The 23,786-nt window shown below is 47.3% G+C and carries 22 protein-coding genes; 14 read left to right on the forward strand and 8 right to left on the reverse strand.

From position 1 onward, the window contains the following. Nucleotides 1-33 precede the first annotated feature (33 nt). From dxs to BN3912_RS08390, 7 genes are all read left to right on the forward strand, one after another. A complete protein-coding gene (gene dxs / locus BN3912_RS08360; protein ID WP_036859075.1) occupies nt 34-1,941 on the forward strand; it encodes a 1-deoxy-D-xylulose-5-phosphate synthase in 1,908 nt (635 codons plus the stop codon). Next, nucleotides 1,938-3,281, forward strand: coding sequence for a Trk system potassium transporter TrkA (gene trkA, locus BN3912_RS08365; protein ID WP_023983743.1), 1,344 nt, complete (start codon nt 1,938-1,940; stop codon nt 3,279-3,281). The genes dxs and trkA overlap by 4 nt, the downstream gene beginning before the upstream one ends. A gap of 41 nt (nt 3,282-3,322) precedes the next feature. Then, nucleotides 3,323-4,780 carry a TrkH family potassium uptake protein gene (locus BN3912_RS08370; protein WP_023983742.1) on the forward strand — a complete coding sequence of 486 codons (1,458 nt, stop codon included), beginning with the start codon at nt 3,323-3,325 and terminating at the stop codon, nt 4,778-4,780. Between the two features lie 52 nt (nt 4,781-4,832). Then, nucleotides 4,833-5,795, forward strand: a complete 963-nt coding sequence (locus BN3912_RS08375) for a type I phosphomannose isomerase catalytic subunit (RefSeq protein ID WP_023983741.1) — start codon at nt 4,833-4,835, stop codon at nt 5,793-5,795. Nucleotides 5,796-6,236: 441 nt separating this feature from the next. Then, nucleotides 6,237-6,965 carry an ABC transporter ATP-binding protein gene (locus BN3912_RS08380; protein ID WP_023983739.1) on the forward strand — a complete coding sequence of 243 codons (729 nt, stop codon included), beginning with the start codon at nt 6,237-6,239 and terminating at the stop codon, nt 6,963-6,965. After that, complete coding sequence (locus BN3912_RS08385) at nt 6,955-7,755, forward strand: hypothetical protein (protein ID WP_023983738.1); 801 nt, start codon at nt 6,955-6,957, stop codon at nt 7,753-7,755. The genes BN3912_RS08380 and BN3912_RS08385 overlap by 11 nt, the downstream gene beginning before the upstream one ends. 15 nt (nt 7,756-7,770) lie before the next feature. After that, nucleotides 7,771-8,592, forward strand: coding sequence for a hypothetical protein (locus tag BN3912_RS08390; protein WP_023983737.1), 822 nt, complete (start codon nt 7,771-7,773; stop codon nt 8,590-8,592). On the opposite strand, the gene BN3912_RS08395 is transcribed toward BN3912_RS08390, so the two are convergent. Both BN3912_RS08395 and BN3912_RS08400 read right to left on the reverse strand, forming a co-directional pair. After that, a complete protein-coding gene (locus BN3912_RS08395) occupies nt 8,546-9,583 on the reverse strand; it encodes a DUF4435 domain-containing protein (protein WP_023983736.1) in 1,038 nt (345 codons plus the stop codon). The two genes, BN3912_RS08390 and BN3912_RS08395, sit on opposite strands and share 47 nt — an antisense overlap. A 28-nt stretch (nt 9,584-9,611) precedes the next feature. After that, nucleotides 9,612-10,433: an AAA family ATPase gene (locus BN3912_RS08400; RefSeq protein ID WP_004369711.1), complete on the reverse strand. Its 822-nt coding sequence runs from the start codon at nt 10,431-10,433 to the stop codon at nt 9,612-9,614. Between the two features lie 149 nt (nt 10,434-10,582). On the opposite strand from BN3912_RS08400, the gene BN3912_RS08405 reads away from it, so the two are divergent. From BN3912_RS08405 to BN3912_RS08415, 3 genes are all read left to right on the forward strand, one after another. Beyond that, complete coding sequence (locus BN3912_RS08405) at nt 10,583-11,530, forward strand: DMT family transporter (protein WP_023983735.1); 948 nt, start codon at nt 10,583-10,585, stop codon at nt 11,528-11,530. Between the two features lie 115 nt (nt 11,531-11,645). Continuing rightward, a complete protein-coding gene (locus BN3912_RS08410; RefSeq protein WP_023983734.1) occupies nt 11,646-12,200 on the forward strand; it encodes a peroxiredoxin family protein in 555 nt (184 codons plus the stop codon). 17 nt (nt 12,201-12,217) lie between these two features. After that, on the forward strand, nt 12,218-13,441 hold the full coding sequence (locus BN3912_RS08415) for an aspartyl protease family protein (protein WP_023983733.1): 1,224 nt from the start codon (nt 12,218-12,220) through the stop codon (nt 13,439-13,441). Between the two features lie 24 nt (nt 13,442-13,465). Here BN3912_RS08415 and BN3912_RS08420 read toward each other — a convergent pair whose 3' ends face one another. From BN3912_RS08420 to BN3912_RS08430, 3 genes are read right to left on the reverse strand one after another with little or no spacing between them, the layout of a single operon-like run. Continuing rightward, entirely contained in the window at nt 13,466-14,638 is a 1,173-nt protein-coding gene (locus BN3912_RS08420) for a mechanosensitive ion channel family protein (protein ID WP_023983732.1), read from the reverse strand. A 16-nt stretch (nt 14,639-14,654) separates the two neighbouring features. Beyond that, on the reverse strand, nt 14,655-15,926 hold the full coding sequence (gene dacB / locus BN3912_RS08425; protein ID WP_004369716.1) for a D-alanyl-D-alanine carboxypeptidase/D-alanyl-D-alanine endopeptidase: 1,272 nt from the start codon (nt 15,924-15,926) through the stop codon (nt 14,655-14,657). After that, entirely contained in the window at nt 15,923-16,327 is a 405-nt protein-coding gene (locus BN3912_RS08430) for a PH domain-containing protein (RefSeq protein WP_023983730.1), read from the reverse strand. Before BN3912_RS08430 ends, dacB begins: the two co-directional genes overlap by 4 nt. Nucleotides 16,328-16,470: 143 nt before the next feature. Between BN3912_RS08430 and nadB the strand changes: the two genes are divergently transcribed. Beyond that, nucleotides 16,471-18,054 carry an L-aspartate oxidase gene (gene nadB, locus BN3912_RS08435; RefSeq protein WP_023983729.1) on the forward strand — a complete coding sequence of 528 codons (1,584 nt, stop codon included), beginning with the start codon at nt 16,471-16,473 and terminating at the stop codon, nt 18,052-18,054. 123 nt (nt 18,055-18,177) lie between these two features. Here nadB and BN3912_RS08440 read toward each other — a convergent pair whose 3' ends face one another. Both BN3912_RS08440 and BN3912_RS08445 read right to left on the reverse strand, forming a co-directional pair. Then, a complete protein-coding gene (locus BN3912_RS08440; RefSeq protein WP_023983728.1) occupies nt 18,178-18,582 on the reverse strand; it encodes a hypothetical protein in 405 nt (134 codons plus the stop codon). Nucleotides 18,583-18,776: 194 nt separating this feature from the next. After that, nucleotides 18,777-20,252, reverse strand: a complete 1,476-nt coding sequence (locus BN3912_RS08445; protein ID WP_023983727.1) for an ATP-dependent DNA helicase — start codon at nt 20,250-20,252, stop codon at nt 18,777-18,779. A 180-nt stretch (nt 20,253-20,432) separates the two neighbouring features. Here BN3912_RS08445 and BN3912_RS08450 point away from each other — a divergent pair, with 180 nt between their 5' ends. From BN3912_RS08450 to BN3912_RS08460, 3 genes are read left to right on the forward strand one after another with little or no spacing between them, the layout of a single operon-like run. After that, nucleotides 20,433-20,909, forward strand: a complete 477-nt coding sequence (locus tag BN3912_RS08450; protein WP_023983726.1) for a hypothetical protein — start codon at nt 20,433-20,435, stop codon at nt 20,907-20,909. Continuing rightward, nucleotides 20,884-21,711 carry a DUF3822 family protein gene (locus tag BN3912_RS08455; protein ID WP_023983725.1) on the forward strand — a complete coding sequence of 276 codons (828 nt, stop codon included), beginning with the start codon at nt 20,884-20,886 and terminating at the stop codon, nt 21,709-21,711. The genes BN3912_RS08450 and BN3912_RS08455 overlap by 26 nt, the downstream gene beginning before the upstream one ends. Beyond that, nucleotides 21,708-22,247 (forward strand): RsmD family RNA methyltransferase, encoded by a 540-nt coding sequence (locus tag BN3912_RS08460; RefSeq protein ID WP_023983724.1) that lies wholly within the window; start codon nt 21,708-21,710, stop codon nt 22,245-22,247. The genes BN3912_RS08455 and BN3912_RS08460 overlap by 4 nt, the downstream gene beginning before the upstream one ends. Before the next feature lie 113 nt (nt 22,248-22,360). On the opposite strand, the gene cls is transcribed toward BN3912_RS08460, so the two are convergent. Beyond that, the gene (gene cls, locus BN3912_RS08465; RefSeq protein ID WP_023983722.1) at nt 22,361-23,785 is read right to left on the reverse strand and encodes a cardiolipin synthase; all 1,425 of its coding nucleotides are present in this window, start codon (nt 23,783-23,785) and stop codon (nt 22,361-22,363) included. Nucleotide 23,786: the final 1 nt, after the last annotated feature.

Consider the following 23,786-nt stretch of genomic DNA (forward strand, 5'->3'; position numbering starts at 1 on the left):
TTACCTTTGCATGGTTATTCATACCGAATTTCGATGGATGAAAGTAAATTTGGATTATTAAGCAAGATCAATTATCCGGCAGACTTGCGCCGGTTAGACATTGAACAGTTGCCGGATGTTTGCAAAGAATTACGGAGAGATATCATCGAAGAGGTATCGGTAAATCCGGGACATTTTGCTTCTTCGTTAGGCGTTGTGGAGATAACGGTGGCTTTACACTACGTTTTCGATACGCCAAACGACCGTATCGTGTGGGACGTAGGGCATCAGGCTTACGGACATAAGATACTTACAGGGCGGCGAGATATATTTTGTACCAATCGTAAATTGCGAGGTATCAGGCCTTTTCCTACGCCCTGTGAGAGCGAGTACGATACTTTTGCCTGCGGACATGCATCGAATTCCATCTCTGCAGCGCTGGGTATGGCCGTTTCGGCTAAGAAAACAGGCCACGAAAACCGCCATGTAGTGGCCGTAATCGGTGATGGTTCTATGAGTGGAGGGCTGGCTTTCGAGGGATTGAATAATGTTTCGTCTACACCGAACGACCTGTTGATCGTGCTTAACGATAACGATATGAGCATCGATCGAGCCGTAGGAGGAATGGAAAAATATCTGCTCAATCTCGATACCAACGAAACCTATAACCGTTTGCGCTTTAAGGCGTCGCAATGGTTGCATGCAAAAGGCTACCTTAACGAGAACAGACGTAAGGGCATTATCCGCCTGAATAATGCCATCAAATCGGCCATCAGTCATCAACAGAATATCTTCGAAGGCATGAATATACGCTATTTCGGACCGTTCGATGGGCATGATGTGAAGGAAATAGTACGTGTGTTGCGACAGTTGAAAGACATGAAAGGGCCGAAACTCCTGCATCTTCATACCACCAAAGGCAAGGGCTACGAGCCTGCGGAGAGGAGTGCAACCATCTGGCATGCACCGGGGAAGTTCGATGCCTCTACGGGAGAACGGCTTGTTACCGACTGCTCACAGCGACCGCCCAAGTATCAAGAGGTGTTCGGGCATACGCTTTTAGAGCTTGCAGAAGCCAATGAACGTATCGTAGGCGTAACTCCTGCGATGCCTACAGGCTGCTCTATGAACATTATGATGGAGAAGTTTCCCGATCGGACATTCGATGTAGGTATAGCAGAGGGGCATGCCGTTACCTTTTCGGGCGGCATGGCGAAGGACGGATTGGTACCTTTTTGCAACATATACAGTGCGTTTGCACAGCGTGCCTACGATAATATCATTCACGATGTGGCGCTGTTGAACCTGCCGGTAGTACTGTGTTTCGACCGTGCAGGCTTGGTGGGAGAGGACGGTCCTACGCATCATGGCGTGTTCGATCTTGCTGCTTTGCTCCCTGTTCCTAATATCACCATCGCTTCTCCTATGAATGCACATGAGTTAAGGCGACTGATGTACACGGCTCAACTGCCCGATAAAGGTACGTTCGTGATACGTTATCCGCGCGGAAACAGCGATACTGTGAACTGGAGATGCCCGCTCGAAGAAATCAAGGTGGGCACCGGACGTAAGATAAAGAGTGGCAACGACGTGGCTGTGTTGAGCCTCGGACCGCTCGGGAACGATGCTCTTGAAGCGATAACCGAGGCAGAAACCGAAGCTGCAAATGCCGGTGAGCCGCGTTCGATTGCGCTCTACGACATGCGTTTTGCCAAACCGCTCGACGAAGATATACTGAATGAAGTGGGCACACGGTTCTCGAAAATCGTCACGATAGAAGATGGAGTGCGCAATGGCGGTATGGGTTCGGCTGTTTTAGATTGGATGAACGACCACAAGTTCAAGCCCGAAGTGGTGCGAATGGGTGTGCCTGATAAGTTTATAGAGCACGGAACGGTAGAACAGCTCCGTGAAATCGTAGGATTGGATAAAAAATCTATTAAGAAAGTATTGCTGCAATGAAGATAATCATTATCGGTGCTTATGTCATCGGAACCCATTTGGCCAAGCTCTTGTCGCGCGATCATGAAGACATAACGCTAATAGATGAAGACATCGAACGGTTGAACAAAATCAATACCGAGTTCGATCTGCTTACCATGCAGGCCATGCCTAACAGTATAAAAGCGTTGAAGGAGGCGGGCGTGAGCAATGCTGATCTGTTCATAGCCGTTACGCCCGACGAAAATTTGAATATGACTTCGTGCATGTTGGCCAAGGCGCTGGGGGCTAAAAAGACCGTGGCTAAGATCGATGATGCAGAGTACACGGAGCCACAGTTGCATGAGTTTTTCTCGAATCTTGGGGTAAGTTCCATCATTTGTCCGGAGATGTTGGCCGCAAAGGATATTAATAATGGCTTGAAAATGTCATGGGTTAGGCAGCGTTGGGATGTGCACGACGGAGCTTTGGTAATGCTCGGAATTAAGTTGCGCGAGACGTGTGAGATACTTAACCGTCCGTTGAAAGACCTTTGCGGGCCCGACGATCCTTACCATGTCGTGGCCATTAAGCGTGACGGAGATACCATTATTCCGGGCGGAAACGATGAATTAAAGCTCTATGATCTTGTTTATTTCATGACTACAAAGCAGTATATTCCCCTTATTCGTAAGATGGTAGGGAAGGAACATTATGTAGATGTGAAGAATGTAATGATAATGGGAGGCGGCTCGACGGCCATTCGAGCCGTTGAAACCATGCCTGAATACATGCATGCAAAGATCATTGAGATCGACGAGAAACGCTGTGAAGAGCTGAATGAACTACTGAGAACCGACAAAACATTGGTGATTAACGGCGACGGACGCGACACCTATTTGCTCAAGGAAGAGGGAATAAACAACACACAGGCATTCGTTGCCCTTACCGGAAATGCCGAAACGAACATTCTTGCATGCCTCACAGCCAAGCGACTCGGTGTGAGAAAGACCGTTGCCGTGGTAGAAAATTTGGATTATGTGAGCATGGCGGAGAGTTTGGATATAGGAACCATCATCAACAAGAAAGCCATTGCGGCCAGCCATATATACCAGATGATGCTCGATGCCAATGTGATGAACGTAAGATTTCTTATGACAGTGAACGCCGATGTGGCCGAGTTTGTGCCGCAAGAGGGTGCAAGAGTTACCAAAAAACCGGTGCGTGAACTGGGCTTGCCGCGCGGTATGACCATCGGAGGTATTGTGAGAAACGGCGAAGGAATGCTTGTCTCGGGCAACACTTTGATACAGGCAGGCGACACGGTTGTGGTGTTCTGCTACGGTCTGAATATGAAGAATATCGAGAAGTTCTTCATTTAAGCATAACAAACAATGCCGCCCGAGGCGGCTTTTTAGGAGGAATGATTCATTTTAAAATCATATACAAGATATTAGGATCGTTGCTTTTCATCGAAGCATCGCTGATGATATGCTGCCTTGTTATGGCACTTTGTTACAATGAAGACGATCTCTTTGCCTTCATTGTATCGGTTATAACGACGTTATTTTGCGCTTTCGTGCTCCGACATGTGGGGCGTAATGCCGATAATTTCCTATCCTTACGCGATGCTTACCTCGTTGTAACGTTGGCATGGATGGTGTTCAGCCTTTTCGGAACGTTACCCTTCATCATCAGCGGCTACGTTCCAAGCTTCACAGATGCCTATTTCGAAACCATGTCGGGGTTCACTACAACCGGCGCAACCGTAATAGATAGCGTTGATATATTGCCGCATGGCTTGCTTTTCTGGCGTTCTTTAACGCAGTGGATAGGCGGTCTTGGCATCGTATTCTTCACGATTGCCCTCCTTCCCTCGATGGTCGGCGGCTCCGTTAAGGTGTTTTCGGCAGAAGCAACCGGCCCGATCAATTCCAAATTACACCCGAGATTGTCGATGAGTGCCAAATGGATATGGATGGTATATCTCGTTCTTACGGCAGCATGTTTCGGGTGTTATCTGCTTGGAGGTATGAACTGGTTCGACGGACTGAACTTTTCGATGTCGACAACAGCCACAGGCGGGTTCGCTACTCATAACGAGAGTATCAGCTATTTTCATTCTCCTACGCTGGAATATGTATGCACCGTGTTTACTTTCCTATCAGGAGTGAACTTCACTTTGCTATATTTTTCGGCAGCAAAGTTTAAGTTCAAGCAGCTTTTCAGCAATGCAGAGTTCCGTTTCTACTTGCTTCTGATCGTTTCGTTTTCACTGTTTATCATGCTTGAACTGATAATTCGTAATCATTACGACATAGAACATGCCTTCCGTTCGGGCATTTTCCAAGTAGTATCGTTTATCACTACCACCGGTCTCTTCAACGATGATGCGGGCAAGTGGCCGCATGTAACATGGGTAATCCTTGCCATTTGCATGTTTTTCGGTGCCTGTTCGGGCAGTACAAGCGGCGGTATGAAGTGCATACGTGGCGTAATGTTGCTCAAAATCATTAAGAACGAATTCCGACAGATACTGCATCCCAATGCGGTGTTGCCTATGAAAATCGACGGTGTGAACGTACAGCAGCAGAAACGTGTTACGCTTTTGGCTTTCCTCACCGTGTACCTTATTCTTTGTCTTATTGTGTCTTTCACCATGATAGCGGTAGGAGTAGACAATACGAATGCCATAACCATCACCCTCAGCAGTATCGGAAACGTTGGTCCTACACTGGGTATAGAAATCGGACCTACCATGTCTTGGAGCATGTTACCGGCCCTTGCGAAGTGGATGTGCTCGCTGATGATGCTCATAGGCCGTTTGGAAATCTTTACCGTTCTCGTCATCTTTACGCCGCAGTTCTGGAAAGAAAACTGATTATATCGCCCGAAAAGCGATCCACATAACTATAAACAAATAAAATAAACGCATGAAACCATTAAAATTCAAAGCGCTGCTAAAGCAGACAATCTGGGGGGGAGACAAGATTATACCGTTCAAACATCTCAGCGAGAAGCTCGATAATGTGGGAGAAAGTTGGGAGATTTCCGGTGTTAAAGATAACGAAACGATGGTGAGCGAGGGCTATCTTGCAGGCCAATCGCTCAATGATATCGTGCGCAGATATAAGGGCGAGCTCGTGGGAAAGGACAATTATGAACGCTTTGGCGATGAGTTTCCGTTGCTTATCAAGTTCATCGATGCCCGTCAGGATTTGAGTATACAGGTGCATCCCACCGATGAGATTGCCCACAGACAAGGCAAGCGTCGCGGAAAAACAGAGATGTGGTACATCATGAACTCCGAACCTGATGCCAAACTTTATTGCGGATTGAAGGAACAGATTACGCCCGAACAGTATAAAGAGAAGGTGGAAGACGACACTATCACCGATGCCTTGGCGCAGTACAGCGTAAAAGAGGGCGACGTGTTTTTCCTTCCTGCCGGTCGTATTCACGCCATCGGTACCGGCTGTTTCTTGGCCGAAATACAGCAAACCTCCGATGTTACCTACCGTATCTACGACTTCAAGCGCAAAGATAAGGACGGTCATTACCGCCAATTGCATACGAAAGAGGCTGCCGAATGTATCAACTTCAAGGTCGAGAATAACTATCGAACAGAGTATGTTCCGCAGAAAAACCAAGGCGTGAGCCTTGTGCAGTGCCCGTATTTCTGCACTGCGGTTTACGATCTCGACGAACCTATGACCATCGATTACAGCGAACTCGACAGCTTTGTGATACTTATAGGCATGAAAGGTGAGGGAACTATCGTCGATAATGAGGGAAACGAATGCGTTATCCGTGCAGGAGAGAGCATTCTGTTGCCGGCAACAACACGGACGATCAAGGTGTCTGGAACCGTTAAGTTCCTCGAAACCTACGTGTAGGCATGGAGAGAAAGGGTTTTCTCCTGCCTCTTCCGTAGGAGCGTAATCCTGTTATAATCGTATTTATTCCTTTGGAAAGGGGAGGCACGGAGTGAACCGAATTCTTTTACTTTCTACGTACAATCTCTTTCCACCCTCGTTTTTCCAAGGGAAAGAGCGTGTTTTCAGAACGGCGTTTGTCGTCTGTTTGCTGCAAATATATTATAAGTATCGTTTTTAAACAGGCTATGTAAATGTTTTAGATGGGTAGTGTAAGATATTTAGACGGGGCATTTAATAAAAGTAGTTTGTATAGGTTTCTGTTTCGGGGGGTAACCCCTCTCTTTTTGAATGAGACGGATGAGACGGCTATTTTTCCCGGATATATCCTCAAAAGCCTATATTAGAGTACTTAGAACAGCACTAAAAGCGCAATTATTTCAACTAAACAACAATGATAATATGAGTACATTGGAAGTGAAGAGGCTGACTTTCAGCTACAAAAAGACAAGGGGTGCCGTGTTTAGAGATTTCAATATGGAGTTGTCGCCCGGGCATATATACGGACTGCTCGGCGCCAACGGCACGGGCAAGTCTACGATGCTCTACCTTATGTCGGGCCTGCTGACGCCGCAAAGCGGGCTGGTTACCTACAACGGAACGGACGTTAGGAAGCGGTTGCCCGGCACGATGCGCGAGATATTTATCGTGCCCGACGAGTTTGAACTGCCGAACGTTACCCTTAAACACTACATAGAAACCAACCGTATGTTCTATCCGCGCTTCTCGGAAGAAGATATGAACACCTATTTAGATGTGTTTAATACGCATACAGATGCCAAATTGAGCGAGTTGTCGCTCGGTCAACGCAAGAAAATCTTTATGAGTTTCGCTATGGCAACCCACACCCGTGTGCTCTTGATGGACGAACCGACCAACGGACTCGATATACTTAGCAAGGAACAGTTCCGCACTTTCCTTACCAAGGGCCGCAATGAAGAAAGCATATTCGTGGTGGCTACGCATCAAGTTAAGGACATCGAGGCGGTGCTCGACCATATTGTAATGATCGATGGAACACGCATTATCGCCGAAACAGATGCCGACAGCATTCGCAAAGACGGCAAGATAGACCTCGAACAATATTACAAAGATACTTTAAAGAGTAAGGAGAATAATCATGAGCAATAACGAATTCTATGAATGGAGCCGCTTTGCAGGCTACTTCAAAAAGTTGTTTGTCGAACGTTGGCGCACCAACTTGATGCGCTCTGTGATCCTTTTTGCAGGCCTATTGGTATGTATTATGTGGACTTCCATACAAACTTATTCTTCTTATAGTAATGAAGAAATCGTAAAATACAACATAAAAATTCCCGATATAGATCCCCAACGATCGGTGGAGGAAGTTATTTTTAAAGTGGTGATCGTTATACTTGGCTGCTTTGTTGCATCGAGGTTCTTGCACGACAGCAGGCGTAAAAGCGAACGAATAGGGGTGCTTACCACACCCGTTTCCATGTTCGAAAGCTGGTTGGTGCGGTGGGTGATGCAGGTTCCCATGTTCCTTGTCGTGTTTTTCGCGTGCTTCTATGCCGCCGACCTTATCCGCGTAGCGGTGTTTGCTCCTATCTATAGCAAGCTCCCTATAACGCTGTTCAGCCTTTGCGGGAAATATGAAACTGCGACGGATATAATAGATTTCTTTATATTTTATGGGGGATGCGTCTCTTTCTATTTACTTGGAGGAGTGTTTTTTCCACGGCGTGCCGTGCTTGCATCGTCGGTTGTTCTGTTCTTTCTAATATGGTATTATGCCTTTGTCTTTATGTCTTTCTCCGGTGTATTTACTGGCTTTTTTAATGAGGAGTTTGTTGTTCGCAACACGTTGTTACGTGTTTTCTTTGTTGTGCTTATCCTTTTCAGCTGGTGGTTGTCGTACCGACGGCTCAAAGAACTTGAAATTATCGACCGTTTATAATAGGAGGAACAGAAGATGAAGAAGACTACATACATCACATTGGGTATGCTTATCCTTATACCTTTTATATTTATCTTGCTCTTTTTGGTGCCTGAAAAGGAGCTGTCTGACGTGTTTAACCTAACAAAAATGGCCGACCGTAAGCTCAAGATGGTACATAATGTCGTGTTCGACGGGCGGATTGATCTGCTCGACAGTGCGAATGTGCAGCTGCAGTTAGTTATTGTACCCGACACAACCGGTAATGGCTGCAGCGTTAATTATCCTTCGGAAGTATTCAAGGTGGTGCAGATAGGCAACACGTTGCGTATCCGCGTATCTGATGAAGGCAAGAGTTTGCTGCGAAAAAACTTGAGACTGTTGCAGAATGCCGATATGAACAAGATCGATCCGGATACTATTTATAGTAGCGACACGTTGAAGATAAAACTTTTGGCAGACCGAGGTCTCGAGAATATCAATTTGAAATATGAACACGAAATTGTGCTCGAAGGTGCGAAACTTCCCGAACTTACCGTTCGTACACCGGGCGTTATCACCCTTAGTACGGGCACGGAAATCGGCCGACTCCGTATCGTTGGGCATCCTACGCTGCATCTCTACAATTCTAAAGCGGGCAATATCTTCTATCGGCTTATACCGGGTGACGAAAACGAAAGTGGCGCCTTGTACGGCGAAAATTACCGTATAGGTACGCTGACCATTGCCGGAAACGGGTACATGACAGGGATAGATGCCGCAAAATGCGACCATCTGATTATCGATCCCGATAGGGGTAAGGATGGCGGACTTAATGTGTCGTTCGATGAAGTGAAGGCTCTGTGGAAGGTAAAATAGCGTTTACGAAGCGTTCCACATCGGCTTGAATGCGCGCGAAAGGTTCGGATGACAGGTATCCGGTGTTCTTCTTGAGCATCGAGGCGATATCTCCGACGCTGTTACTGTAACAAGACAGCTCGTTTCTCCGTTGGGTATAGTGCAGACTTTGGTACGATATTTCGTTCTCACGTTCCCTTATAAGACGGTTACATACTTTGTTCAGCATCGGTAGCACCACTTTGTTGAAGAGGTGGTGCCCCTGTATATATAAATAGGTGGTATCGGGTGTTACGCCAAGACGCCGCAAATCGTCCTTTAATTTTAGGTAACTATCCTTAGCGTTCGGGTGGTTTCTTTTCAGTTGTCCTACTTTCTTTTCCACTTTCCTGCGCACGTTTTGCAGAATATCCTCGGCATGTTGAACGCTGAAATTGCCCGTTTCTATTACACGGAGAAAGTCTGTAATGGTGAATTCTCCATAGTTTGGCGTGCGATAAAACCATATATTCCATACGAAGAGGGGATAGATAGCCTCGGAAAACAGCCGTATATACTCGGTAAATGGAAAAATAGCGTGATCGTTCAGTGTAACCATCACGCATACATCGTGCAACGAAGGCGCATAACACTGCAGGTTTTCGATGGCGTATGCGTAAGTATGGAACACATACGGATTGTCTACGACCGTTCGAGAGGTCGATGTGGCGCCTTGGATAAGGTAATCGTAATCGGCATCTACACAGGCTATCATGTCTGTACCGACTTTTTCCGAAAGTAGGTTCATGAGTACGGCCTTCTTTCCGCGCTCTAAATGCCTGACGCGCGAGGGGAGCATCACCTGAAAATACAGTCTTTCGTTCTCGTATTTACCTAAGACAGACCGCCAAAAGAATACATCATCGTAGCTTTCGACGTATGCCACGATGCGACGCCTCGACCGTTTAGAGTTCAAACGGTTGGCGGCTTCCAAGTATACCGACGATAAATGTTCTTGCAATCTGTGCCCCATATTGCAGCCTTTCGTTAGTGTTACGGGTTCAATTCTCTCGGTCTGTAATGTCTGAAACCTCGGTTACCTTGTCTATCCAGCCATTCATAATAACGGCAGGCGAATGGGTTGTAAGTATTATCTGCACGTTGGGATTGAGCTGCAGTATCAGGTCGATGAGCTGTTGTTGCCAGTCTACGTGCAGACTAACCTCGGGTTCGTCCATGAAGAGCACATAAGGTTTGTTGTCTTCCACAAGAACTGTGAGCAGTATAGCGAGCATCTGTTTCTCTCCGCTCGACAGTTGATAGGGGAAAAGTGTCTCTCCTATCTGTGTAAAACGTATCTCATTCTCGTTACGGATAATCTTTTTACCGGTCTCGGCAAACAGTTTATCGATCGTATCTTGGAATATTTTCTTCGGTTCCGATATGCGTTGAGCCTCCAAGGCGGCATCTGCAGCGCCGCTTTGCAGTATATGTATGATGCGATTACCGACATTTACTTGATAATCGAGATACTTCCGTTGCAGCTGGAACAACTGCCAATCGAGCTCGGTTGCCAGACTTGCGTCCATTTTAGTTAGTGTGTCGGCGTTGATAAGAGGCCGGTCGAACGAGCGAATAATATCGTATCGTATCCATTTAGCGTCTTCCGGGCTCACTTTCAGATGCACTCCTTTGAGCATATGGCTTGGAAATTCGCCTCCTGCAGCCAATCCCTTTACCACTTTGTTCAATATTGTACTCTTGCCAACCCCATTGACTCCGCTCAATATGTTTACCTGCCGATCGAGGTTCCACACCACATGTCTCTGCCCGCTCCATAGAGATTCTATCTCTATCTGTACTATATAATCCGCATACTTCATAGCTTTATCGGTGTTACATTTATTGTCTGTTGCAGACAGATGTACCGTCTGTCTTGCCCGACATGGCAAATATAGCAATTTATTACCAATTACGAATGGCAAAACAAGAATTAAATAACTACCTTTGTGCTTGATTTAACGAATAACAGATGGAAAAGATAAACAGGCAACCTCTTATTGCTCATTTAAGTATGTTTATGGCATGTGCCTTTTGGGGACTGATGTCGCCCGTGGGAAAAGATGCCATGACGCACGGTATAGATAGCTTCTGCATGGTTTCTTTCCGCGTTCTTGGCGGCGCAGTTCTATTCTGGATCACCTCTATATTTGCCCCCAAAGAGCATGTTCCCTTAAAAGATGTGCTGCTGTTTGCCGGTGCTGCCGTGTTCGGACTGGTGTGCAACCAGTGCTGTTTCACCATCGGACTGGGCATAACATCGCCTATCAATGCCAGTATCATGACCACCTCGATGCCGATCTTTGCCATGATACTCTCGTTTGCCATTCTGCATGAACCGCTTACAGGCAAGAAAGTGTTGGGCGTACTTACAGGTTGTTGCGGCGCATTGATACTGATTATGACGAGTATGGGGGCAGTAAATGCCAAGGTGGGCAGTATATCGGGCGACGTACTTTGCCTTGCCGCGCAGTTTTCGTTTGCGCTCTATCTGTCGTTGTTCAACAAACTGATCAGGAAATATAGCGTTTTTACGGTCAACAAATGGATGTTTACATGGGCTGTGGCGTTCGTTTTGCCCTTTACCAACGGCCATATACGAGCCATAGAGTGGAAGAACATCGCCGATACTACGCTTTGGGAGGCTGGCTATGTGGTCTTCTTCGGCACTTATGTGAGCTATCTGCTTACGATGGTAGGGCAGAAGACGCTCCGTCCTACGGTGGTGAGCATCTACAATTACGTACAACCGTTGGTGTCGGTAGTAGTAAGCGTGCTTACCGGCATAGGTGTTTTCAAGTGGAGTCAGGGCCTTGCAACGATCTTGGTCTTTACGGGTGTGTGGATGGTAACCAAGTCCAAATCGCGACGGGATATGGAAAAAGCTGCCGTGTCTGCATCGAACAGAACAGATAAATAGGCCTCGCCGGCATTTTATTTCCTGTAAAAAGAATTAATACACCCCGAAGATTTGGCTGTTTCCTGCTTTTTTTGTTTCTTTGTGGCATTATAAACGATTAAAACAGACCGGAAAAATGAAACCGATAAAGAAGAATTTAATGTGGCTTATAGCCGTGCTAATGATGATGACAATGCAGCAAACAGCAGCGGCACAGACGGCAGATGACGCCGATCCCGATGCGAAGTACGCCACGGAGTTGCTCAAGGTAGGAACCGCAGTGCCCGCGTTCAGCCTGAAAACACCCGATGGGAAGACCGTGAAGTTGAGCGATTTTAAAGGCAAATACCTTATACTCGACTTCTGGGCATCGTGGTGTCCGGACTGTCGGAAGGATGCTCCGAACTTGGTACGCATGTATGATAAGTTTCATAAACGGGGATTTGAGTTCCTTGGAGTATCGTTCGATACCGACAAGGAGGCATGGAAAAAGGCGATAAAGCAATATGGTATTGCTTACAGGCAGGTGAGCGAACTCAAGAAGTTCCACGATACGGACATCTCGAAAGCATACGGTGTGAAGTGGATACCCTCGATGTATCTTATCGACAAGGAGGGTAAAGTGGTATTAGGCACCGTGGTTTCCGATAAATTAGAGGCTCTCTTGACCGAATTGGCCGAAGGAAAATAAAGGCATATCTGTCGTTTATGGTTTTCATATCCGTTATTCGTCTGCGTTATCTGCTACTCCTCGTAGGCTCTGTACTTGCGTTTACGGCCTTTGCACAATCAAAAAACAGCACATACATCGACTTTACGATCGATCGAAAAGACTTTGTCGACACTATTCCCATCAACTACCGTCGCGGACAGATCATTCTTGCAGTGGCGATAGACGGCGAAACATACAACTTATGTCTTGATACAGGCGCCACTATGGGGGGCATTCATGATAATTCCGCCATAAGATCGTTGTGTAAAGATACATCGGTTGTCGTGACCGATAGCCATAATATCGGGCGGAAAACGCGGTTGGTAAGGCTCCCGCTCATGCGCTTAGGCAGTCTTTCCATTACTGATTATCCTGCTGCAACGGTGCCTCCGTCGGTCATTTCAGATTGTTTCAACGACGGTGTTATCGGTTTTAACCTCTTTTGCAAAGGCATTTTGGTTAAGATCGACCTAAGAAATAAGGTACTGATACTGACCGACCGCAAAGACTTCTTCCGTAAGGAAAAGGGCATAATGCTACCTTACGAGATGCACGGAGTGCCCGTTGTAGAGCTCGAGCCATCGGCTTCGTGTAAAGATAAAGCTATCTTTGATACCGGTTTCAATGGCTTCTATACAATGAACAAGGTTGGGGCATTCGACGTGTTTGTCCAAACAGACAAGGAAAAGTTTATGCCTGTTGCCGAAAAAATGCGCAAACAGGTGCGATGGACGGGCGTGGGACGCACGAGTATGGGGGTGTTCGGTACGGGAAAAGAGCACGAAATCGTGGTGTTGCAGTTAGATAGATTGCGCGTAGGCAGGATGTCTTTCTTCGGTGTACCGACAAGTACCGGCGTTGGAAACTCGCTCTTGGGCTGTCGGATGCTGCAATATGGATCGGTAATTATTGATCCTTTCCGCGAAAGACTTATTTTCCGACCTTATCATGATGGCGATACGTGCCATGTAGATCGCCAACCGTCCGACTTTTTCGTGGTGCCTGTCGACGGTAAACCTATAGTGAGTCTGATCAATGAACAGAGTAAAGTGTATGCAGACGGTATGCGTGTGGGCGATACCGTTACGGAAGTAGATGGGAAAAAGATAGACGATTTCTGCACATTCGTAACGAAAACCGAGGACGAGAAGCCCATGTACAGGTTTTCTTTACAGTCTGGAGACGGCGTAAAGAAAGCGGTTGTCTACGAAAGACAATAGTCTTGTCGCAGACAATAATGCGGTCTATTCGCCCGAAGCAGCCAGTTGTTGGTATATTTTCAGTCCGAATATCGGTGCAAGAGCATACGCCCATTCCATAAGGGCGGAGCGTTCGTGTTCGTAATGCACCCACTCTTTGTTGCGTAGGAAGAAGTAGAGTTCCATCGGGAGGCCTGTTGTAGTAGCCTCGAGCAGGCGCACCATGCACGTTAGGTCGGTGTTTATCTGCGGCATTTTGAGCAGTTTGACCTCGATATATTTACGGTATAGGCCTACGTTAGTTATTGTTCCGTCGTCCGTATCGGCCGGTGCATAACCCTTATCTTTTAGCTTTTGCAGCATTTCACCCTCTGCCAAGCAGATGCTGTTGAAGTCTATATATATCTTACGTGTTACTCTTCGGCCTGCACTTTGTTGCATCCCGATCCAGTTTTGGAACGAGTCGTCGACTAAAGTTTGCGGGGTTACCGTTATTATAGTATTGTCGAAGTTGCGTACTTTTACCGTTGTAAGGCTGATCTCCTCTACGTTTCCGTCCGCTCCAGCCTTGGGTACGGTGATCCAGTCGCCCACACTAACCATGTTATTACTGGTAAGTCGGATGCCTGCAACTAATCCCGAAATGGTGTCTTTGAATACTAACATGAGCACAGCCGATGTGGCTCCAAGGCCTGCAAATAATGTCATCGGGTTCTTGTTGAATATGATAGCGATGCCGACAATAGCGCCTATGAAGATTACAACTATCTTCAACACCCCGCAGAACGACTTTATGTACTGCTGGGTGGAACTGTTATCGGTGGTTTCGAGCGTGTTGAAAGCATTGATCAGCACGATGCACAGCCGTGCGGTCATAATGGTAATGTAGATAGCTGTAAGGCGTGCGAGCGTTTCGCGTACCGCAGGGAACTGATAGAATACCATCGGAAGGAGTTCCCATATAACAATTGCCGGCACAATGTTGCATGCCTTGATGAGTACATTGCGGTTGAAAAGCACGTCGTCCCATTTGAGTGGCGTCTTTTTTGTTAGTTTCAAAACTACCGGAACGAATACTTTACGACAGATAAAGTTGCTTAACCATGCCAATAGGATGGCAATGGCGACCAGCAACACGTGGCGCAGAACGGGGATATATGTACCGTCTATGCCGCTTATTTGTAGGATGTGTTCTACATAGATCCTAATTCTATCCATATTATATATACTGTTTTTATTGGGGAGAGCATAAACTTTCGCACACTTGATCTTGGAAAGCGCGGCCGTTCTTGCCATGCATAAGCCCCTGATTGATGATAGCAAAGCACAACGTGTGCCCGTTGGAAGCCTTGCAATAGCCCGCCAAACTGCTGATACCCGTAACGGTTCCCGTCTTTGCCCATACCCTTCCGCGGGTGAAGGGGCCGCGCATGCGTTTCTCGAGTGTGCCGTCTACGCCCGCCGTAGGCAACGAAGGTTGCAAATGCAGATAGATGTTGCCGTTGCGATAGGCATAGCGCAGCAGGGCTACTTCGAGCTCTGCGCTCACATAATTATATAGTGAAAGGCCGGAACCATCGGCAATCCGGTAGCTTGCAGGGTTCATTCCGAGCTTGTTGATGAGGCGTTTAATGACGGCACGTGCACTCTTCGACGTTGCCGGACGGTTGCCTGTCGACGCTGCAAGTTGGTAGAACATCGATTCGGCATACAGGTTATCGCTCTCTTTCATCATGCGCAGCAAGATTTGGTCGATGGTATGGAACCGACGGCAGATGCAGAAAGCGTCTTCGGGCTTACGCCCTGTAGAGCCGAAAGCATCTACAATAATGCCCGATTCGCGCAGTTTATCCATGAATTTATCCACGAATTTGTCTTTTCTCGATATGAGCAACGGCGATAAGATGGGGTTATCGTCGTCCCAACACCATCCTTCTCCGAGCGTATTTTGGTCCTTCATGCTCTTATCGGCATACAGATGACCGCGGATAGTGTCTACTCCCATCTTCTGTAAACTCTCTACGAAAGCGTTCATGTCGTCGCTGTTAAAGCGGGGATCGAAGCCACCTACGCAATATACATCGCCCGTCAACGTGTTGTTTTCTACCTTTCCGGTGTAGCAAAGTTCCGTTTTGAATTGGTAATCACCGCCCAACTTATCGATCGCGGCGATAGCTGTAATGATCTTCATCGTAGAGGCTGGCCGCATCAGTTGCCGCTCGTTGTGGCGATAGAGGGTGCTGTCGGCGTCCAAATCGTATACCATCAGGCCTATTTGGGAGGTTTTGAACATGCTGCTCTGCAACAGTCTGTCGATGTTTCTTTGTACGGATTGCGGCCACGGCAGCGCTATACTGTCGGCTTCGATGGTAGCAATCATTGCCGAATCGGCTATGTTACTTTGGTCTTCATCTTCTATATTCTCGTCGTCTATCTGCGCTGCAGCGGGCAAAGCTGCGGCAAATATGAGCGCAAGACCGATGATATATCTTAAAAACATATTCATTTTAGCAAGTCTTTTTCTTGTCTTTTCCTCAGCTCTTCCATAAACCCGTCGGCGCTGTCGGGCTGTATACTGACGAAATGTCTTACTCCGTACTCCAATAGCAGGTAGGAGTAAATGCCGAAGACCGTTGTCATTTTTGTGCATTTGATAATGTCGTTCACCCGAATAACTATGTTCTTCGAAAAACGTCCGTGGTTTATCGTAAGCATTTCGCCTCGGTCTGTGGTAGCGAAAGTGTAGGAAGAATGAACCACGCGCTCTATTATACCTACCACAACTATCAGAACTACGGTGCCTGTCAGGGCGCTCTTAATCCAGAAAAGGTATGCGGCAAGCAACGAAAATAGGGCGATGCTGCACTTTGCAACGAGCGTAAAGCGCTGATGAAAGACTCTGTTCATAAACTTAAATTACCCCCGCAGCCCGCTTGTGCGGTGCCGGAAAGGGCGTTACATACACCGTGCAAAATTACAAAAATATCTGCTTTCTTCTGCCAAATTACAGATAAATTGCTACTTTTGCAACGATATATATATAATATGTAATGGTTTTTAAGTACGATTTCCTTATTATCGGGGCCGGTGTTGCCGGTATGAGTTACGCTTTGAAAGTAGCAAGAGCTTGCAAAGGCAAGATATGTATCATCTGCAAGTCGTCGCTCGAAGAGGCGAACACGGCATTTGCGCAGGGGGGAGTGGCCTCTGTTACCGATTTCGGAACAGACAATTTCGAGAAACATATCCATGATACGATAGTGGCAGGCGACTATATCAGCGATCCGAGAGCCGTGGAACAAGTGGTAAAGAATGGCCCCGCACAGATCGAAGAACTGGTGAATTGGGGCGTTAATTTCGACCGGAAGTCCGACGGAACGTTCGATCTACACCGAGAAGGCGGGCACTCTGAGTTCCGTATATTGCATCATGCCGACGATACAGGTGCCGAAATCCAGCGCAAACTGATAGAAGCAATAAAGCTAAACCCTGCTATCGATGTGAGAGAAAGGTACTTCGCGGTGGAGATTATTACCCAACATCACCTCGGATTCGAGGTAACTCGTCGCACTACAGGTATAGAATGTTACGGTGCTTACGTACTTAATCCCGACACACAGAAGGTAGATACCTACCTTAGCAAGGTAACTTTGATGTGCACAGGGGGCTGCGGAGCGGTGTATCAGACTACGACTAACCCCGTTATAGCTACGGGCGACGGTGAAGCGATGGTATATCGGGCCAAGGGAACCGTGCAGGATATGGAGTTCGTACAGTTCCATCCTACGGCTTTGTTCTATCCTAAAGAGACGCATCCCGCGTATCTTATCACCGAAGCCATGCGCGGATACGGCGGTATATTGCGCCTCCCGACGGGCGAATCGTTCATGGCGAAGTACGACGAACGGCTCTCCTTGGCGCCCCGCGACATTGTGGCAAGGGCGATAGACAAGGAGATGAAGATACACGGAATAGACCATGTGTGCCTCGATGTTACCCATAAAGAGGCGGAAGAGACCAAACTTCATTTCCCTAACATTTATCAGAAGTGCCGGAGTATAGGCATTGATATAACGAAAGAGTATATACCTGTGCGCCCTGCAGCTCATTATATGTGCGGTGGAATTAAGGTAGATCTCGACGGTTGCTCCAGTATAAGCCGCTTATATGCCATAGGTGAGTGCGCTTGTACGAGACTTCACGGCGGTAACCGGCTGGCCTCGAACTCGCTTATCGAGGCTCTGGTGTATGCAGACATGGCTGCTAAGCACAGTGTAGCTCGATTTAGCGATTATACATATAACGAACAAGTGCCCGAGTGGGACGATGAAGGCACGTTAACCAATGAAGAACGCGTGCTTATAACGCAAAGTGTGAAAGAAGTTGGCGAGATCATGAGCAATTATGTGGGCATTGTACGTTCGGATATACGCCTGAAGAGGGCTTGGAACAGGCTCGATTTGCTGTACGAGGAGACCGAAACTCTCTTCAAACACGTAAAGGCAAGTCGCGATATATGTGAGCTTCGAAACATGATTAACGTGGGTTATCTGATTACGCGGCAGGCTATTGAGCGCAAAGAATGCCGCGGATTGCATTACACGATAGACTATCCGGTGCACGCATACGAATAGGCTTGTTCATTTGAGAAGTAAAGGCAGAGAGGGGATGATTATCTTAAAGCAGTTAATTATGGGGTGTTTAAGTGAGCTAACTTTTTGCGATGCGGCCATTAAACCTTCATCGTTCGTCTTTCATCATTCATCCTTACCGGTGACCGACACCTGCTCTATGCGACTTACAATGCTGTCGCCAGACTTTAAAACAAAGAATTTTACGCGGATAATATTGCCGATTTCGGCGTTTCCATCCACCTTCAGACGGCGCGCCTTGCCGTATGTAAACGTGTCGCGCCGCGAGGGGAAAGAGAGCAGTTGCAGCGTATGACGATCGGAACCATCGCCGATAACGAAGATGTGGGCACTGTCTTTCACTGCTGTTTGGGCTTTCTTTGGCTTTGCCGGTTTGTCTTGAGTGTCGAATACATCGAAAACGCTTGCGGCAACCGTATCGCCTAATTCTTCTTTAGGGGCATATTTGCACGACGAAACGGACATCATGGCAAGCATAAAGCCGAAAATAACGAAAAATATCTTCTTCATATATCAATATCGAATAGGGATGTTTGCTGCGAGATAATATATTTCTACGTGGCTCGGAACACACCTATTTCGTGCAAAAATAGTCAAAATACACATGTTCTGCGGCCTGTGCGCTACATTATTATGTTTATTTAAGGAAGCATAGGCGTGCTGTCTGTGTGCGATAAACGTACTGTCTGTGGCCGCCAGACGGGCTATCTGTCTGCGATAGGTGCATGATCTATGGTCTGCGCTTCGGGCCAGTTCACGAGATAGAGCTTCTCTGTGGCCCGCGTAAATGCTGTGTAGAGCCAGTGCAGATAGTCGGGTGTAAGCATTTCATCGGTCATATAACCTTGGTCAAGATATACATGTGCCCACTGTCCACCCTGCGCCTTGTGGCAGGTAATGGCATAGGCGTATTTTATTTGCATGGCATTGAAGTAGTCGTTTCCCTTCATCTTCTTGATACGTTCGGCCTTTACGGTGATGTCGCCGTAATCTTCTTCCATCACTCGGTTGTAGAGTTGTTCTTGCTGTTCGTGCGTAAGAGCGGGCGCTTCTGCGGCAAGCGTGTCGAGAATAACGGTGGTATCGAGCTCGAAGTGGTCGTAATCGGGAAATTCGAGCGCTACGTCTGCGAAGCGAAAACCATAGAGCTCGCGCACATTTCTCACACGTCTGACGCAGGCACGGTCGCCGTTTGCGATGAACGAAATGCCGCGATCGGCGGTCGCAGAGGGTACGGATGATGCCGATAGAGCATTATTCAGATACTTGTTTTTTACTACCATAAGCATGTCGCCCGCGGTCAGTTCCTCTTCTCTTCCTAACACCATGTTGCGTATTCCGCGGTTATAAATGTTGCTACGTTTATTACTTCGGGTAATTACCATGGTTTCATCGGTGCCCACTTCGCTATAACTGGATGCCAAAGACTCTATGAGTTCGTCGCCCGTAACGATACTGATGTCGGCAAATCCGTGCAGTCTGATCTTGGGAAGCAGTGTGTCTTCATCGTGCATAATCATGGTGCGTATGGCCGTGGCATTATAAAGAATGCCGCTGTTTTGGCTCTGTCGGAGTACTTCGTTCAAGTCTTGTTCGTATAATTTAAGTCCGTAAGCGGCAATAACCCTGCTGTTCAGCGCCGGTGATTCTTGCTCTCCGACGGGCGGCAGCTGCGCTCTGTCGCCGATAAGCAGCATGCGGCAGTTGCGTCCGCTGTATATATATTGTATCAAATCGTCTAATAGTCGGCCGCTACCGAATGCCGATTCGCCGCCTGTACCGTTCGATATCATGGAACATTCGTCGATGATAAAGAGCGTATCGGTATGCATGTTGTCGTTCAGATTGAATGTTCCGCCGATGCCGGAGTAAGACCTTTCGCGGTAGATGCGGCGGTGTATGGTGAATGCCTCATGGTTGCTGTTGATGGAGAACACCTTGGCAGCGCGGCCGGTGGGTGCGAGTAACAGCATTTTTTGCCCCAAACTTGCCAGCGACTTTACTATGGCAGCAGCGATAGAAGTCTTTCCGGTGCCCGCAGAGCCGCGGAGTATCATTGCTGTATGGGCATCGCGATCGGCCATGAACGAGGTGAAAGTGCAGATGGCTTGCTCTTGTTCTGCCGTCGGAGTAAAGTCGAATTGTCGACAGATTAAAGATGATAATTCGTCAGCTATCATTGAAATTAGAAAAGTATTTTGTATTTTTGCAGAATATAGGCGGCATCTCAGCAAATTGAAGCGAACTTCTTTGCATTCGACTTGCACTATTTTTGCAGAAAATAGGCTATGCCTTGGCGATTTGAAAGTTTGCTTTGTGTATAATACAATGCAAAAGTAGGAAAAGTATTCCGAATGTAGATGAAAATAAAGAATAATTATATATTGGGCTTCTGTGTACTGCTGTTGGCGGTGCTCTGCGTGCTTAGCGTGAGTACTCCGGTGAGGTTCCGGAGGCAGAGACAACAGAGAGAGGTCGAAGTAAAACGCTGTTTGGTGGCTATACGTAGGGCGGAAATGAAGTATCTGCAGGCATACGGCACATATACCGATAATTTCAGAGCGCTCACGGCGGCACGTCTGTTGGCAGATTCTGTACAATATATACCTTATTCGGGCGGCAAACGTTTCCGACTTGCTGTATCCGTACAGCTGACGAAGACGGGCAATCGCGTGCCTTTGATGGAGTGCAGCGCGACGTATGCAGACTATCTGCATGGGCTCGATGCCTCGCAGATTGCCGATATAACTGAAGATGCGAACGCTTCAGGGCGCTTTGCAGGATTGAAGATAGGGGATTTAACAACACCAAATGATAATGCAGGAAACTGGGAATAGTACACTTGTTTCGAGAATGAGGCCGGTAATACGCATCAGTAAGGGCGCTCTGTCGTTCTCGGTGGTCGATACTACCACCGAAACACAGGTTGTCTACGAGCCTTACGCCGTAAAAAGCGGCATGTCGATGGCGGCGAATTTGCGTGAAGCCTTTAATGAGAGCGAGTTGTTGATGCGCGGATATCAGCGGGCACAGGTAATGCTCGATGCACCTGTGTTGATGGTTCCGGTGGAGGAATTTGATGAGAGTGAGACCGATATACTTTATAACCATGTCTTTTCGAGACATGACTCGCAGGAAATATTGTATACGGTTTTACCCAATCTGAATGCCGTTGCGGTGTTCTCTATCAATAAAGATCTGAAGTTAGTGCTTACGGATCATTTCGATGATGTGCACTTCTATCCGCTCGTTCAGCCCGTTTGGAGCTATCTGCATGAGCGCAGTTTCATGGGTGGAAGGCGCAAGTTGTACGGCTATTTCCACGATAAGAAGCTGGAAGTTTTCAGTTTTAATCATAACAGGTTCAGGTTTACCAACAGCTATGATGTATCTCATCCGCACGATGCCATATACTTTTTGCTTTATATATGGAAACTGTTGGGCTACGATGTGGAACATGATGAGATGCATCTTGCCGGCGATATCTCCGACGAACGCGAGGAACTCTTGCAACAATTGCGCCGTTATGTGCAGAAAGTTTATGCAATCAACGCCTCTGCCGAGTTCAACCGTTCGCCCATTACAGGCATTAAAGGAATGCCTTTCGATCTGATTACATTATTTATAAAGGGAAGATGAGGGTAATCACCGGAATATATAAAGGGCGTCGTTTCGATATCCCGCGCACGTTCAAGGCGCGTCCGACGACCGATTTCGCAAAGGAGAACATTTTTAATGTGCTTAATGGTTACATCGATTTCGATGGTGCAGCGGCGTTAGACCTGTTTTCGGGCACCGGAAGCATCACGCTCGAACTGCTTTCGCGTGGCTGTGCAACGGTCGTAAGCGTAGAGGCTGACCGCGATCATGCCGACTTCATTCGCCGCTGTGTGGATAAACTCGGGGCGGAAAATAGTCTGCTTGTTCGCGGTGATGCGTTCAGATTTCTGAAATCATGCCACCAACAATTCGACTTTATCTTTGCCGATCCGCCTTATACATTGCCCCAATTGGTCGAAATTCCGGCGCTGGTATTCGAGTATAACCTATTGCAAACAGGCGGTATTTTCGTATTCGAACACGGTCGGCAGAACGATTTTTCTAACGAACCCCATTTTATTGAGCGCCGTACATACGGCAGTGTGAACTTTTCGTTGTTCGGTTTAACTGAATAGGAGATGAGGGATGAAAGAATAAGGATGAAAGATGAACGTTTATTAGTCGAATTTATAACGAAGAATAACGAACAATCTTTCATCCTTATTCTTTCATCCCTCATCTCCTATCCTTACAACAAAGGAGACAATAAACGCGTGAGTGACTCCCACAGGCGTTGCAGGAACGAACGACGGGCTATGTCTGTAGGGCTGTCGATAAGGCTGCATAGCTCTTGATCAGCAAGGAATATCTGCTTGAATCTTAATGCCATATCTCTGTTATAAAAAAAGATATTCGACTCAAAGTTATTCTCAAAGCTTCGAAAGTCTACGTTCGTGCTCCCGCAGGTGCACAAACTGTCGTCGGCAACCAGTAGTTTTGAGTGATTGAACCCCGCCTTGTAGAGATAAACCTTTACGCCTGCTTCAAGGATATTCATAATGTATGAGCGGCTTGCCCATTCCACCAATCGGGCGTCGGTGTGCAAAGGAACCATCAATCTTACATCTATACCGGTGAGAGATGCCGTACGCATGGCAAATAGGATAGGCTCCGTGGGCAAGAAGTAGGGCGATTCCATGAAGACATAATGCTTGGCTTCGAGCAATACTCTTACGTAACCTTGCATGATATCGGGCCATGGAGAGATGGGACTACTGGTAACTACCTGCGCTATACAGTCGTTTACGACCGACGTATTGGCTTCGGGATAGTATTTGCGGTCGGATATAAGCGTGCGATCCACGAAATACCAGTCGACAAGGAAGGCACGTTGTATGGAATAGACAATGCCTCCGGTAACGCGAAGGTGAGTGTCTCGCCATGATTGACGGGGGGTACCTTTCACGTAGCGCAGGGCTATGTTCATGCCACCTATAAAACCTACCTTGCCATCGATTACGCAGAGTTTGCGATGATTGCGGTAGTTAACTTTGCCGGTAAAGGCGGGGAAGCGCACCGGAAGGAATGAATGTACGTCTATTCCGGCATTTCTCATGCGTTCGAAGAAACGGTTCGGCACCCGCCAACAGCCCACATCATCGTAGATGAAGCGCACTTCGATGCCTTCGCGTGCCCTATCTATCAGCGCATCAGCTACCAATCGTCCGAGCGGATCATCAGCTATAATGTAAGTATCCAGATGAATGTGATGCTTAGCCTTACCGATTTCGTGCAGCAGACCGAGGATGAAGTCGTAGCCGTTAGTATAAATATCGGCCTCATTGTCTTTGAATGGCAGCGACATACTTTGGTTGGCGAAGAGTTTCATCAGCGCTTTATGGGTATCAGGCAGGCGCAGATTGCGTTGTTCGGCGAACTCCAACATCGAACGTTTAGACAGTTGATCGAGCCTGCGTTGGCTGATATAGCGCTCTTTGCGTGTGTTCTGTCCGAAGAAGAAGTAGAAGATAATACCTACAACAGGTACGAATATAAGCACCAACATCCATGCCATGGTCTTTTCGGGCTGCCGGTTTTCCATGAGAATGCGCACCACTGTGGCAATTACAATGATGGTGTAGAGGGCAAGTATTATCCAATGTGCGTAGATCATA

The organism is Prevotella phocaeensis (assembly GCF_900065875.1).
Taxonomy (GTDB): domain Bacteria; phylum Bacteroidota; class Bacteroidia; order Bacteroidales; family Bacteroidaceae; genus Prevotella; species Prevotella phocaeensis.

Bases quoted from the DNA above. Each gene is read 5' to 3' on its own strand.
- dxs (WP_036859075.1), top strand. From the start codon at position 34: ATGGATGAAAGTAAATTTGGATTATTAAGCAAGATCAATTATCCGGCA.
- trkA (WP_023983743.1), top strand. From the start codon at position 1,938: ATGAAGATAATCATTATCGGTGCTTATGTCATCGGAACCCATTTGGCC.
- BN3912_RS08370 (WP_023983742.1), top strand. From the start codon at position 3,323: ATGATTCATTTTAAAATCATATACAAGATATTAGGATCGTTGCTTTTC.
- BN3912_RS08375 (WP_023983741.1), top strand. From the start codon at position 4,833: ATGAAACCATTAAAATTCAAAGCGCTGCTAAAGCAGACAATCTGGGGG.
- BN3912_RS08380 (WP_023983739.1), top strand. From the start codon at position 6,237: ATGAGTACATTGGAAGTGAAGAGGCTGACTTTCAGCTACAAAAAGACA.
- BN3912_RS08385 (WP_023983738.1), top strand. From the start codon at position 6,955: ATGAGCAATAACGAATTCTATGAATGGAGCCGCTTTGCAGGCTACTTC.
- BN3912_RS08390 (WP_023983737.1), top strand. From the start codon at position 7,771: ATGAAGAAGACTACATACATCACATTGGGTATGCTTATCCTTATACCT.
- BN3912_RS08395 (WP_023983736.1), bottom strand. From the start codon at position 9,583: ATGGGGCACAGATTGCAAGAACATTTATCGTCGGTATACTTGGAAGCC.
- BN3912_RS08400 (WP_004369711.1), bottom strand. From the start codon at position 10,433: ATGAAGTATGCGGATTATATAGTACAGATAGAGATAGAATCTCTATGG.
- BN3912_RS08405 (WP_023983735.1), top strand. From the start codon at position 10,583: ATGGAAAAGATAAACAGGCAACCTCTTATTGCTCATTTAAGTATGTTT.
- BN3912_RS08410 (WP_023983734.1), top strand. From the start codon at position 11,646: ATGAAACCGATAAAGAAGAATTTAATGTGGCTTATAGCCGTGCTAATG.
- BN3912_RS08415 (WP_023983733.1), top strand. From the start codon at position 12,218: ATGGTTTTCATATCCGTTATTCGTCTGCGTTATCTGCTACTCCTCGTA.
- BN3912_RS08420 (WP_023983732.1), bottom strand. From the start codon at position 14,638: ATGGATAGAATTAGGATCTATGTAGAACACATCCTACAAATAAGCGGC.
- dacB (WP_004369716.1), bottom strand. From the start codon at position 15,926: ATGAATATGTTTTTAAGATATATCATCGGTCTTGCGCTCATATTTGCC.
- BN3912_RS08430 (WP_023983730.1), bottom strand. From the start codon at position 16,327: ATGAACAGAGTCTTTCATCAGCGCTTTACGCTCGTTGCAAAGTGCAGC.
- nadB (WP_023983729.1), top strand. From the start codon at position 16,471: ATGGTTTTTAAGTACGATTTCCTTATTATCGGGGCCGGTGTTGCCGGT.
- BN3912_RS08440 (WP_023983728.1), bottom strand. From the start codon at position 18,582: ATGAAGAAGATATTTTTCGTTATTTTCGGCTTTATGCTTGCCATGATG.
- BN3912_RS08445 (WP_023983727.1), bottom strand. From the start codon at position 20,252: ATGATAGCTGACGAATTATCATCTTTAATCTGTCGACAATTCGACTTT.
- BN3912_RS08450 (WP_023983726.1), top strand. From the start codon at position 20,433: ATGAAAATAAAGAATAATTATATATTGGGCTTCTGTGTACTGCTGTTG.
- BN3912_RS08455 (WP_023983725.1), top strand. From the start codon at position 20,884: ATGATAATGCAGGAAACTGGGAATAGTACACTTGTTTCGAGAATGAGG.
- BN3912_RS08460 (WP_023983724.1), top strand. From the start codon at position 21,708: ATGAGGGTAATCACCGGAATATATAAAGGGCGTCGTTTCGATATCCCG.
- cls (WP_023983722.1), bottom strand. From the start codon at position 23,785: ATGATCTACGCACATTGGATAATACTTGCCCTCTACACCATCATTGTA.